At 49.0% G+C, this 12379-nt stretch carries 9 protein-coding genes; 2 read left to right on the top strand and 7 right to left on the bottom strand.

Annotation, left to right across the window (positions count from 1 at the left end):
* Nucleotides 1–4 precede the first annotated feature (4 nt).
* From AC6HVW_RS24385 to asnC, 5 genes are all read right to left on the bottom strand, one after another.
* Nucleotides 5–2374, bottom strand: a complete 2370-nt coding sequence (locus AC6HVW_RS24385) for an Orn/Lys/Arg family decarboxylase (protein WP_166733724.1) — start codon at nucleotides 2372–2374, stop codon at nucleotides 5–7.
* A gap of 79 nt (nucleotides 2375–2453) precedes the next feature.
* Nucleotides 2454–3920 (bottom strand): basic amino acid/polyamine antiporter, encoded by a 1467-nt coding sequence (locus tag AC6HVW_RS24380; RefSeq protein ID WP_071682657.1) that lies wholly within the window; start codon nucleotides 3918–3920, stop codon nucleotides 2454–2456.
* Nucleotides 3921–4114: 194 nt separating this feature from the next.
* Complete coding sequence (gene hdeB / locus AC6HVW_RS24375; protein WP_071682656.1) at nucleotides 4115–4429, bottom strand: acid-activated periplasmic chaperone HdeB; 315 nt, start codon at nucleotides 4427–4429, stop codon at nucleotides 4115–4117.
* A gap of 48 nt (nucleotides 4430–4477) precedes the next feature.
* Entirely contained in the window at nucleotides 4478–5065 is a 588-nt protein-coding gene (locus AC6HVW_RS24370; RefSeq protein WP_071682655.1) for a DUF308 domain-containing protein, read from the bottom strand.
* Nucleotides 5066–5459: 394 nt separating this feature from the next.
* Nucleotides 5460–5921 carry a transcriptional regulator AsnC gene (asnC, locus tag AC6HVW_RS24365; RefSeq protein ID WP_021181440.1) on the bottom strand — a complete coding sequence of 154 codons (462 nt, stop codon included), beginning with the start codon at nucleotides 5919–5921 and terminating at the stop codon, nucleotides 5460–5462.
* Between the two features lie 155 nt (nucleotides 5922–6076).
* Between asnC and asnA the strand changes: the two genes are divergently transcribed.
* Nucleotides 6077–7069 carry an aspartate--ammonia ligase gene (gene asnA / locus AC6HVW_RS24360; protein WP_021181441.1) on the top strand — a complete coding sequence of 331 codons (993 nt, stop codon included), beginning with the start codon at nucleotides 6077–6079 and terminating at the stop codon, nucleotides 7067–7069.
* 3 nt (nucleotides 7070–7072) lie between these two features.
* Here the strand turns inward: asnA and viaA are convergent, their stop codons facing one another.
* Together viaA and ravA are read right to left on the bottom strand one after the other, a co-directional pair.
* Nucleotides 7073–8536, bottom strand: coding sequence for an ATPase RavA stimulator ViaA (gene viaA / locus AC6HVW_RS24355; protein ID WP_497569722.1), 1464 nt, complete (start codon nucleotides 8534–8536; stop codon nucleotides 7073–7075).
* 2 nt (nucleotides 8537–8538) lie between these two features.
* Nucleotides 8539–10047: an ATPase RavA gene (gene ravA, locus AC6HVW_RS24350; protein ID WP_497569721.1), complete on the bottom strand. Its 1509-nt coding sequence runs from the start codon at nucleotides 10045–10047 to the stop codon at nucleotides 8539–8541.
* 309 nt (nucleotides 10048–10356) lie between these two features.
* Here ravA and kup point away from each other — a divergent pair, with 309 nt between their 5' ends.
* On the top strand, nucleotides 10357–12225 hold the full coding sequence (gene kup / locus AC6HVW_RS24345; RefSeq protein WP_071682652.1) for a low affinity potassium transporter Kup: 1869 nt from the start codon (nucleotides 10357–10359) through the stop codon (nucleotides 12223–12225).
* The last annotated feature ends 154 nt before the right edge of the window (nucleotides 12226–12379 follow it).

Here is a 12379-nt window from a genome sequence, read left to right as displayed (position 1 = left end):
ATTATTAGCGACCTTTTTTAATTGTTGGAGAAACCCGGCGTTTGAAACGGATCTGTTCCGGCCGCTTCACAGCTTTGCGTTCATCTTCAATGATGGCTCTTACCCAAAAATCACCATTTTCATCAACGTTGATACCCTGGATCTCATGTTCAAAACCTGGGAAGTGCTTATCAAAGTCCTGTAAAGCACGCAGATAGCCCATAATGCCTTTGTCGCCCACTGGCAGACGTTCACCCGGCATTAAGACTGGGATACCTGGTGGGTAAGGAACCAACATGCTGGCGGCAATACGGCCAGAAAAATCATCCAGGCGGATGTGTTCCGCCTTATAGCGCAGCACTTTCTGATAGGCCGCAGACGGAGTCATCACCGGTTCAGGGTCGGTATTAACCGCCTCATTAATGTGGTTCATCAGATCCAGCTCGCGCATTTTTTCATGCATCTGCTGGCAGAGTTGTTTCAGGGTCAAGTTATCGTAATGCGGTGATTGGCCTTTCAAGGACGCAATAGCGTCAACGGCAAGCGCATCAGAGTCATAGAGTTTTTTAAAGGTCAGCAGGCTTTCAATTAACGTGCCCCATTTTCCTTTGGTGATACCAACAGAAAACAGAATGAGGATCGTGTAATCGCCTGTGCGGGCAATTTCAATCCTTTTGTCATCGAGGAATTTGGTAATCAAATAGCCAGGGATCCCCTGTTCTTGGTAACTACCGTCCAGATTAATGCCTGGGCAGGTAATGGTGACTTTTACCGGATCAAGCATGCTATTGGTATCAACCAGATCTTCATCGTGAAAGCCGTGCCAGCTATCGCCCGCACACAATTCCCAACATTCAGGGCCCTGGTTGAGTAGCTCAAGCGGAGCCTCTTCAAAGCTGTACTGTTTACCCGTTGCCTTATCATGAACCTCCGTCGGTTGTAGAACGTCAAAAAACCAGGCTGATTCGCCCTCTTGCTCACGAATCTGGCGTTTAACGGAAACGACGGCTTTACGGAACGCGATGGCTTCATCGATCGACTCCTGTACCAAGGAACGACCGGAATCTCCCTGCATCATACTTACCGCTACATCAATTGAAGCAATGATCGGATAAAAGGGAGATGTGGTGCCGTGCATCATGAAGGAATCGTTAAAATCATCAAAATCCAGCGGCGCGCGGTGGCTTTTTTTCACATGGATCATTGAGGCCATTGATAGAGAAGGCAGCATTTTATGGGTCGACTGCACGGCAAAAATGGTCGGACGATCGGGAGTGTCTTCAACGTCCATGGCGAAACGGTTCTTATACATCGGATGGAAACGGGCATATGCATACCAGGCTTCGTCAAAATGAATACGTGGTACGCTGGCTCCCAGATATTTCACCACGTCATTAACGTTGTAACAGAAACCATCATAGGTACAGTTAGTGACAACCGCATAAGTAGGCGAGGTGTCTACCGCATCTGAAGTCAGCGAGCTTTTGGCGATCAACTCATCAATACTTTCTTTTTTCAGACGTTGAGTCGGTATTGGGCCAATCAGCCCATAGGCATTACGCGTGGGCTTAAGATAAACTGGACGTGCCTGGGAAAGGGTAAGACCATGATTTAGCGATTTATGGCAGTTACGGTCGACAATGGCAATTTCATCCGCTGCGACCGCACCTTGAGCCACGATACGATTGGAACCGGATGAGCCGGAAACGCCATAGAACGTCCAATCAGCGCCAAAAAGCTCTGCGGCGATGTCTTCTGATTTTTTGGACGGCCCAGCATGAATGAGGTAATCCCCCATTTCAGCTGTAGCGACTCCGATATCGGCCCGCATCATGTTTTCGCCGAAGAAGTTGATAAATTCAGTACCGACAGGATGCTTTAAATAGGCCATGCCGCCCATGTGTCCTGGACAGTCCCAGTAATAGTCGCCGTCTTCGGTAAAGTTTTTTAGCGTTTTAAAGTAAGGCGGCAGCAGGTTTTCAGCATATCGGTGAATAAGCGTATAAATACGATTGGCTGTGAAGGTCGGGGTTTCAGAAAATAAATAAATATACTCATTTACTTCTTTGAGTATAGCAAGGGGTACCCTGTCAGTGACATTGTCTTCAGATAATAAGAAAAGAGGTGCAGTGGCATTTCGCTTACGGAAATCCTCAATGAACTCCTGACATTCAATACCTATTTTAGGATTGCTTGGGTCCCAGTAAATCGCTACTGCACTGTACTTTTGGCTTTCATTAATAACCTTCACGGCATCGCTAATCTGATCCACAATGAAGGTGGTAAATCCTCTGGCTTTAACCGCCGCGTTGAGCTCTTCAAGAGCTTGTATCGCGGGGTTATCTTGTTTTAACCCTTGAGAGGATACAAACAAAATGTTGTGATTAAACTTCATGATTAATTACCTTTTTTAATAAACAAATCAGTAGCCACCGATTAATCGGTGACAAAAAATGATGACTGAAAATAATCGGTTACAGCTTTATCGTACCATTCATAAAGAGAAACCCTGTAAATGCATCAAGAGCGATTAATGATAAGAAAAATTTCATTTCATTATCTTTAAATATGTTTTTAATGCCTCCCTCATGAATTCGTGCCCAAAAGAATAACGGTAGGCCCAGCGTTAATAGCATTGGCACCATGGCAAGATATTTCGGTTCGCTGGCGTAAAACATAAACAAACAAAATAACAGTCCTATCACACCACTGATTAGTGCACTGATACGGCCATTACGAGCATAATTATTATATTCACCATTGATACATAACTTGCATAAGTAAGCGGTGGACAGCAGATAGACGGGTAAAACTGTCAAGGCTGAAATCGAGAGCATGGCTATCCAGGCGTTACTTGAAAAGTAAACCATCAAAACCACAAGCTGCATTAAAGCGCTGCTGACCCATAGCGAAACCGATGCCGCTCCTTGATGGTTTCGTTTAGCAAACTTCTCTGGGAAGGCTGAATTTTGAGCTGCAACCATAGGAATTTCTGCACAAATCATGGTCCAGGCTAACCAACTGGTTAACACCGATATCAGCACACCAATATTAATCAGTCTTTCGCCCCACTCGCCGACAACAATCTTCAGGATCCCTGCCGTTGATGGCGTGGCGATCACGCTCAGCTGTTTTTGAGTCAGGACCCCGAAAGGCAGGATAGAAATCAAGATACATATGATAAGTGAAATGATAAAACCAATTAAGGTTGCCCTGCCGACATCTTTTTTGTTTTTTACTCTTCCAGACAACGCAACGGCGCCTTCAACACCAATAAAACACCATAGAGCAACATCGAGTGGCGACTTTATCTGGGAGAATACCGAACCTAGATACTCCTTAGGAAATAAAGGATTGTTTGCCCAGATGTTACTGGTGAGTTCGTTAACGTTAAGGAAATAAACCAGAACGAATACAAATATCACTAGAGGTATTAGTTTTGCTAACGTCCCTATAATATTTACCGCACCTGCCAGTCTTGTCCCAGACAACACTAAAAAATTGAATCCCCAGATAAGAATAGATATGCCAATAATTGAAGGAATATTGTTCCCGCCGCTAAATCCGCCCGGGATAAAGTAATTCAGGGTATCCATCACCATGATACCAAAGGCGACGTTGCTGAAAATAGTCATCAGCCAATAGCCCCATACGACAATAAATGCGCAGAAGGTACCAAAACCTTCCTGAGCATACATGTAGATGCCAGCCTGTAGGTCTGGACGAATATCCGAAAGAATAATAAATGTACGAGAAATGAAAAACATTCCGAAACCGCAGATTAGCCAAGCTATAGCCACAGAACCCACTGCTGAACTGGCGGACATATTCTGGGGTAGCCCATCAACGCCGCTGCCAATCATCGAACTGACGACGATAGCAACTAATGCCAAAAGACCTAATTTTTGATTGCTATCTTTTCCTGCTATGCCTGTAGGCATAATTTAGCTTCCTCTTATAAAAAATAACGGTATAGATTGTTATTTTTTTAGTGTAAATCCTTTTTCCTTTTAAGGTAGAATTCCCGAAATTAATGCTGAGAGTACTAACTAATTTTGAAGGGTATTAGTGTGGAGTTAATTTTTTATACAGATAAAGTCAGTTATCGTAGATAGCTGACTTTATCTGATAGACATTATTTAATGTCGTTAATCCACTGCTTAAATTCTTCCAGCTTGCTTTCAGGTTTTTGCTTGCAGGCTTTGATGACCAATGGAACGTAGGTGGTTTCTACTTCATTCCAGTCAACATAATCGCCTTGCTGAAAAACATTATCTTTATTGACCACCCAGAATGCTACGGGGGTCATTGCCTTGGGATTCAGATCGATAAATTCTTTGCAAGTCATATCCTGCGGGGTTGTTTTAACCGTGGTTTCTGCGTTGGCAACATTAATGCCAGCTACAACCAAAGTGGAAGCGATAAGGATATTTTTGGTAAATTTAGTCATGATAATTATCTCCTGTTAATAATGAAAATATTGAAAAATGTGTCGAAATTATGCGCCGGAGTAACTGTCCTTATGATGGTTAAAACCATAGCTAAGCATGAAGAAAAACCATGAAGTTAACACCATTTCAAGACCGATTAACATTACGGTTAATAGATATGATGTGTTTTCACCAGCACTCAGCCACAGGAATGCAATAGCAAAATCCAGGATGCCGATAAAAATACACCAGTAACGCCCAATCATTTCACTATTGTTAAATGCTGTGGTCAGACGACTCAATCCCCCTAACAAAAATAGAATGCAAATGAGCATTGAAAGAATATTCATTCCTATCATGGGGCTTGATAAAAAACTCACTCCAAGAAAAACATAGATAATACCGAACAGAAGCAATGAAAAAAAACTCGAAGTGTTTTTTATGAAAGCGAATGCGCTGACGAAGGAGTATATCCCTGAAATAACAAATAAGCTTCCTATAAGATAGCTCAAAGCAATGCCAGAATAGACAGGGATCAGTAAACATAAAGTGCCGCACAGTAAAAATAATACGGCTAAAAACAAAGCTGTTTTTTTATATTTACTCAATATCCGGAGACTGAGTTTGTTAATGGTATTACTGTCAATATAAACCATGATCTCTCCCTTGCTTGCCACGCCTGTTATCAGCGCATGATCAAAGTGTAGTTCTATAAAGTGAGAGAATAATATTTTAAACGACTCGTTAGGTATATAAGAGCATATAACGACAGATGTCGTATGATTCCTACATATGTAAGACCTGCATTTATATTGATTAACAGATTAGTGATATAGACATGTATGATTAAATAAGGTAACAAATAATTCACATATTGCAGCAACATCCTATTGATGAAAACGTGACCTCCGTAGACTCGATTTTCAATCTTTTTTAACCGTTCTATCTTTTACTTTCTAACAAAATTATTTTACTCAATCAGGTTTCGGGCTGCCATGCACAGCACCACGGGCCTATCATTGAGGCTTGTGGGCTGTGAAGAATCGCTTATTAAGGCGTAATGGTACGCATGATAGGATTCTGCAGGGAGATCAGCGTCTCCGTTGACTGGATCTCGTCGATGGTCTGGATCTTGTTGATCAGAACCTGTTGCAACGCATCGATCGAACGGCACATCACCTTGATAAACACGCTGTAGTGGCCGGTGGTGTAATAGGCTTCCACCACTTCTTCCAGGCTTTCGAGCTTTTTCAGCGCCGAAGGGTAGTCCTTGGCACTCTTCAATATGATGCCGATAAAGCAGCAGACGTCGTAACCCAGCTGTTTTGGGTTCACATCAACCCGCGTTCCGGTGATGATCCCGGCCTGCTTCATCTTCTCCACCCGCACATGAATAGTGCCCGGGCTGACGGCAAAATTCTTCGCCAGTTCGGCGTAAGGCATGCGGGCATTCTCCATTAACGCGTTGAGGATGCCGCGATCGAGATTATCGATCTGATAAATTTCTGCCATTAAATGCCCCTTTAATTGCCGTTTGTTGAATTATCACCGCTTAAAAATGACTGATTAAAAGCGAAAAGGCAATATTGATTGATGGATATTGAATTTAGGTGCCATTCTGTTGCTTAATCATTGGCAACTAGACAGGTTATTCAAGAGATACGGCAATGAAAAAGCAGTTTATCCAAAAACAACAACAAATCAGCTTCGTGAAATCCTTCTTCTCCCGCCAGTTGGAACAGCAGCTTGGCCTGATTGAAGTGCAGGCTCCGATCCTCAGCCGACTGGGTGACGGTACTCAAGATAACCTTTCGGGCAGTGAAAAAGCCGTTCAGGTGAAGGTCAAAAGCCTACCGGACTCGACGTTTGAAGTGGTGCACTCGCTGGCTAAATGGAAGCGTAAAACCCTGGGCGAGCACGATTTCAGCGCGGGTGAAGGTGTGTATACCCATATGAAAGCGCTGCGCCCAGATGAAGATCGCCTGACGCCGATCCACTCGGTGTATGTCGATCAGTGGGATTGGGAACGTGTAATGGGAGATGGCGAACGTAGCCCGGCTTACCTGCAAGATACCGTTAAGCGGATCTATGCCTCTATAAAAGAAACGGAAGCCGCGGTGAGCCGTGAATTTGGTCTGGCACCGTTCCTGCCAGAACAGATCCACTTTGTTCACAGCGAAACGCTGCTGCAACGCTACCCTGAGCTGGATGCCAAAGGCCGTGAACGTGCGATCGCCAAAGAATTGGGAGCAGTATTCCTGATTGGTATTGGTGGCAAACTCTCACATGGCAAATCCCATGACGTACGTGCACCGGATTATGATGACTGGACCACGCCAGGTATCGAAGGGCTGAAAGGGTTGAACGGTGACATCGTGGTGTGGAACCCGGTGCTGCAGGATGCGTTTGAACTTTCCTCAATGGGTATCCGTGTTGATGCGGCGGCGCTGCAACATCAGCTGACGTTAACCGACGATCTGGATCGCCTGAAGCTGGAATGGCACCAGTCCCTGCTGCGTGGTGAAATGCCTCAGACGATTGGTGGCGGTATTGGCCAATCACGCCTGGTGATGCTGCTGCTGCAACTGTCGCATATTGGGCAGGTACAGTGTGGCGTGTGGGGACCTGAAGTACGCGAGAGCGTTGCTGGGCTGCTGTAACAGCTAGCGACTCCAACGCCGCAGTAAACGGCTTTTTAACCCGGTATCAAAGCGCCAGATATGATCGAAGATGCGCATGATGCCGGGTTTGCCATAGGCTGACATAGCCACCGCATGAAAGCGTTGTTGGTGGCTGTGCTGCTGTGACTTTACCTTCTTGATCACTTCTTCCGGCAACCGCTGGGCAATAAAATCGGAAATAATCACCGCATCGGCGTCAAACCAGTCGCTTTCCGCCATTTTGCCGACGGTGGCGTTCAGGCAGGCGGCCAAATCCGTCCCGCCACGAAAATGCTGGCCCAGGAACCGCACCGCCTGTTCGATACCGCTGGCGGCCGTCAGTTCATAGTGCACAATCTGGCTGGCAAACAGCATGATGTAGCAGCGGCGATTATCTGCCAGTGCGATGCGCAGCAGTGCCAGGCAAAAGGCCTTGGCGCATTGTTCATTAAAGCCGCCCATTGAGCCGGAAGTATCTACGCAGACAATAAATGGCCCGCGTGGCTGCCGGTCCTGCTGCTGATGAGTGACCTGGCGCATCATGATCTGTTCCTGCCAGGCATCTCCTTGCAGGCGATAGGTCAGCAAGCGTTTTTCCAGCAGCCGCCGGTAAAACTCAAACTCCAACTCTTCAATGCCCAGCGCCGCCAGTTCGGGTGGCATTAGCCGCAGGATGTCGTCACTTTGGTGTATACCGCTGACCTCTTCCGGCTGAATGGCGGGTACCTGCACCATTACCCGGTACGGTTCAGGTTGCGCATCTTGTTGCTGCACAGCTTTGGCTTCATAGCTGCGGCCCAGTTGCTGTGCCAGCTTTTGTAGCTCTGGCTGCTGTTGCAGGAAGTCTCTGTACTCCACCAGCCGTTGGTAGTCACCGCGTTGTAACTGGCCTTTGCTCATATCCCACAATCTGCCTGCGGCCGTGTCGTTCTCTGCCAGCACAGGTTCCAGTGCGCCGCTCAGTGCCAGCCGTTCTTGCAGCTCGGCCATCAGTTGTTCACGCTCCTGCTCCAGTAACTTATGGTGCAGCATCGTGGCCTGCAGCGTCAGGCTAATGCGCCAGCGTTGCAGAAACAGGGTCTGGAAGCTTCCATCGAGCGGATGAGCGGGGAGGCCCGCGGCGTCCACCATGCTCCGTGCCTGGGCGTAAAACGGCGATGCGTATTGGTGTAGCAGATCGAGCGTATCGTCAAGGTTTTGCGAGAACTGGCCGTGGCTTTCCAACTGGCATTGCTGATAACGGTAAAACTCTTGCGCCAGCACCGGAGGCACCACGGCTTGCTGAATGCGATCCTTCAGTTGCAGCTTCCATTGAGGCAGATCGCGGTTGATCGCCCGGCGTATCGCCGGGAATTTATTGAAAAACACCGCCAACTGCGGCGTGGCCAACAGGCCAATGATCAGCTCTTCGATCAGCTCGCCTTCGGAGATCGACAACAGCATATCGAGCGTTTCGAGGCTCAGCATGGTTACTGGCCGCGCATTTGCTGGGACAGCTGTTTGATCTGCTCGGCCACCTGCAACAAGCTGGCTTCAATTTTCGCCAACCCGGCGGCAGGGGTGAACAGGCAAGGCTGATGCTGGCTGAATAACCGCCGCTGCTCTGCCTGGCGCTGGCTTAGCGTTTCTATTTCGTCCAGGAATTCTGGCGGGGTTCCTCCGGTCGGTTTACCCGGCAGGGCCAGCAGGGAGGGCTGGCGGCTGACGTCCAGCACGGTCAGATGCAGTTGCTCATCGACTTCCAGATCGATCTGCTGGGCAAAACCAATGCCGTTAAGCTTGGCGCGTACCTCGCCCCCTTTTTGCAGCCAGTTTTCCAGCATACTGCTTTCGATACTCAGGTGGTTAACCTGGATGTCGTGCAGTTGTAACGGCTTTTGCAGCAGCAGCGTCAAAGTGGTGCCAGTGAGCGGATGCTCCAGCACGTATTGTGGCTTGCGGCTGAACATGCCGCCTTTTTTCACCAGTTGGATGGCCTGACGATGGCTCTGCTGCTGTTGATGCTGCATCCAGCGGGTGTGGATCTGCTGTAGCTGGATCAACAAGGTTTGCTGCTGATAGGCCTGTTCGGTCAGCAACTGATCGATTTGTTGCTGTAACAACTTTAATGATGTCTGATCGTGCCACAGGCAATCCTTCAACAGCATTAAATCCAACGGCACAATGGTGTCGCGGCCGCTGAAAAAGGCGCAGGCTTGCAGTAAGCGCAGGGATTTCTTCCAACGCCGGTCGGAAACATAAGGCGCCTGTTCCAAGGCGTCTAACCGTTGGCGCAGCAGAAAGATCAGTTCAAAGCAGTTTTCCGGCAGTTTGACCTTATCGATCAGCGGTTGCCATTGGTGAAACTCTTCATCGCTGATGCTCAGTGCCTCGGGCACCGGGTTGTCGTTTTCATTCTGGCGGGCCACCAACAGCGAGCGGAAATTCTGCTTATCCTGCACCTTATCGAGCCACAGCCGGATCAACATACGGTCATACAACGCTTCAAGGCTGCTATCGGCCTCGGGTAATTCATTGGAGGCAGTGACCAGCAGGCGTAGTGGGATGGGCTCTTCACTATTACCATTACGGAAGCGGCGCTCGTTGATCGCGGTCAGCAGGGTATTGAGGATAGCCGGGCCAGCCTTCCAGATTTCATCAAGAAAGACGATCTCCGCTTCGGGTAGATATCCCGCAGTCAGGCGCTGATAGCGGCCTTCATCTTTCAGAGCCTGGATCGACAGCGGGCCAAACACCTCTTCCGGTGTGGAAAAGCGCGTCATCAGGTATTCAAAGGAGCGAGCGCTGCGAAAGGCAAATTTCAGCCGGCGGGCGATCAGGCTCTTGGCGATCCCCGGCGGGCCCAGCAGGAACACGCTTTCGCCGCACAAGGCTGCCAGTAAGCAAAGCCTGATAGCCTCTTGCCGTTCATAAAGGCCGCTCTCCAGCGCACTGCTGAGGCGGGAGATCCGTTCTGCCAGAAGTGTTGATGACGCCATAAAATAGTTCGCGTTGTCCGGAGGTTAGAGCCTGCCACCCAGGCCGACAGCCAATCTTGCTAGAGAATCCGATGATAAACCATCATTATTTTTAGCCCTATAGCTGGTTGATTAGTAAAATTTTTCTATGCTCAACAAGGGGGGTGATTCACATTTTGTTTATTTTTGGGACCCGATATAAGAGTAGGCAAGTAGTATAAATGATGCATACTGTGCGCCTTTTACCGGGTGTGACGGATCTTAGAGCCCATATCTTAAGCCTGATGCGGATGCGTCGGTTGACGGATGATCTAGCAAAAGAAGCAAACTATGAGCACAGAACATAAACAGTCTTTATCGGCGGTTACCCTGGCGGCTATTGGGGTCGTTTACGGTGATATCGGCACCAGCCCGCTCTATACCTTGCGAGAATGTTTTTCAGGTCATTACGGTTTTGATGTCCGTCCCGACGTGGTGTTTGGTTTTCTTTCCTTAATCTTCTGGATGTTGATCGTCATCGTTTCCTTGAAGTATCTCACCTACGTCATGCGTGCGGATAACGCCGGTGAAGGCGGGATACTGACGTTGATGTCTTTGGCTGGGCGCCATACCTCGGCGCGGACCACGTCTTTTCTGGTGATCCTGGGCCTGATTGGTGGCAGCTTCTTCTATGGTGAGGTGGTGATCACCCCGGCGATCTCGGTGATGTCGGCGATCGAAGGGCTGGAGATTGCCGCCCCGTCGCTGGATCCCTATATCGTCCCGCTCTCCATTCTGGTACTGACCTTACTGTTCGCAATCCAAAAACATGGCACCGGTAGCGTGGGCAAACTGTTTGCCCCAGTGATGCTGCTGTGGTTTATCGTGTTGGCGGTCCTGGGCGCGCGCAGCATTATCGCCAACCCGGAAGTGTTGCAGGCGCTGAACCCTAAATGGGCCTTCAACTTCTTTGTTGAATATAAGAAGGTGTCGTTCTTCGCGCTCGGTGCGGTGGTACTGTCGATTACCGGTGTGGAAGCGCTGTATGCCGATATGGGCCACTTTGGCAAATTCCCGATCCGCCTGGCCTGGTTCACCGTGGTGCTGCCTTCGCTGGTGCTTAACTACTTCGGCCAAGGCGCATTGCTGCTGAAAAACCCGGAAGCGATCAAGAACCCGTTCTTCCTGTTGGCCCCGGATTGGGCGCTGATCCCACTGCTGATATTGGCTACGCTGGCTACGGTTATTGCCTCGCAGGCGGTCATTTCCGGCGTTTTCTCGTTGACCCGCCAGGCCGTTCGTCTGGGCTATCTGTCACCGATGCGCATCATTCATACCTCGGAAATGGAGTCCGGCCAGATCTATATCCCGGTGATCAACTGGACCCTGTATATCGCCGTGGTGTTGGTGATTGTGGGCTTCGAACACTCCAGTAACCTGGCCGCGGCCTATGGTATTGCGGTGACCGGCACCATGGTATTGACCAGCATCCTGATCACCTCCGTCGCCATCAAGAATTGGCATTGGAATCGCTTCCTGGTGGGAGGCATTCTGGCGATGCTGCTGATTATCGATGTGCCGATGTTCTCGGCTAATGCCCTGAAACTGTTCTCTGGCGGTTGGTTGCCACTGATGTTGGCCCTGGTGATGTTCCTGATCATGATCACCTGGAAGAGCGAACGTTTCCGCCTGTTGCGCCGGATGCATGAGCACGGCAACTCCCTTGAAGCGCTGATTGCCTCACTGGAAAAATCACCGCCGGTTCGCGTGCCGGGTACCGCAGTGTTTATGTCGCGGGCGATTAACGTGATCCCGTTTGCCCTGTTGCATAACCTCAAGCACAACAAAGTGCTGCATGAGCGGGTAGTGCTTCTGACCTTGCGTACCGAAGATGCTCCTTATGTGCATAACGTCCGGCGTGTGACGATTGAGCAATTGTCACCGACCTTCTGGCGAGTGGTAGCCAGCTACGGCTGGCGTGAAACGCCGAACGTTGAGGAAGTCTTCCACCGCTGTGGGTTGGAAGGGCTGCCATGCCGGATGATGGAGACGTCGTTCTTTATGTCCCATGAATCGCTGATTCTCACCAAACGGCCGTGGTATCTGTTCCTGCGCGGCAAGCTGTTTATCGCCCTGAGCCGCAACGCATTGCGGGCGGCCGACCAGTTTGAGATCCCGCCCAACCGGGTCATCGAACTGGGAACCCAGGTCGAAATCTAAAAGAGAGGGCTCAGCATTTGCTGGGCCCTTCTTTTAAGCTACGCTTTATCAAACGTGAGCGAAACGTTTCGATGGCGATCACATTTCCGCTATGACAGGGTTGTCTTCCTCTGCTGATTTTCTACACTGACTCAATAGCGAAACGTTTCGCTGC

The organism is Serratia sp. NCCP-200, from assembly GCF_059697885.1.
The sequence above is the reverse complement of the archived record's forward strand: the minus strand, read 5'-3'. Positions and strand labels throughout refer to the sequence as shown.

What these genes read in the sequence shown, in the direction of transcription:
- AC6HVW_RS24385 (WP_166733724.1), bottom strand. Translation starts at nt 2,374, where the DNA reads ATGAAGTTTAATCACAACATTTTGTTTGTATCCTCTCAAGGGTTAAAA.
- hdeB (WP_071682656.1), bottom strand. Translation starts at nt 4,429, where the DNA reads ATGACTAAATTTACCAAAAATATCCTTATCGCTTCCACTTTGGTTGTA.
- viaA (WP_497569722.1), bottom strand. Translation starts at nt 8,536, where the DNA reads ATGCTGAGCCTCGAAACGCTCGATATGCTGTTGTCGATCTCCGAAGGC.
- asnA (WP_021181441.1), top strand. Translation starts at nt 6,077, where the DNA reads ATGAAAAAGCAGTTTATCCAAAAACAACAACAAATCAGCTTCGTGAAA.
- asnC (WP_021181440.1), bottom strand. Translation starts at nt 5,921, where the DNA reads ATGGCAGAAATTTATCAGATCGATAATCTCGATCGCGGCATCCTCAAC.
- kup (WP_071682652.1), top strand. Translation starts at nt 10,357, where the DNA reads ATGAGCACAGAACATAAACAGTCTTTATCGGCGGTTACCCTGGCGGCT.
- ravA (WP_497569721.1), bottom strand. Translation starts at nt 10,047, where the DNA reads ATGGCGTCATCAACACTTCTGGCAGAACGGATCTCCCGCCTCAGCAGT.
- AC6HVW_RS24370 (WP_071682655.1), bottom strand. Translation starts at nt 5,065, where the DNA reads ATGGTTTATATTGACAGTAATACCATTAACAAACTCAGTCTCCGGATA.
- AC6HVW_RS24380 (WP_071682657.1), bottom strand. Translation starts at nt 3,920, where the DNA reads ATGCCTACAGGCATAGCAGGAAAAGATAGCAATCAAAAATTAGGTCTT.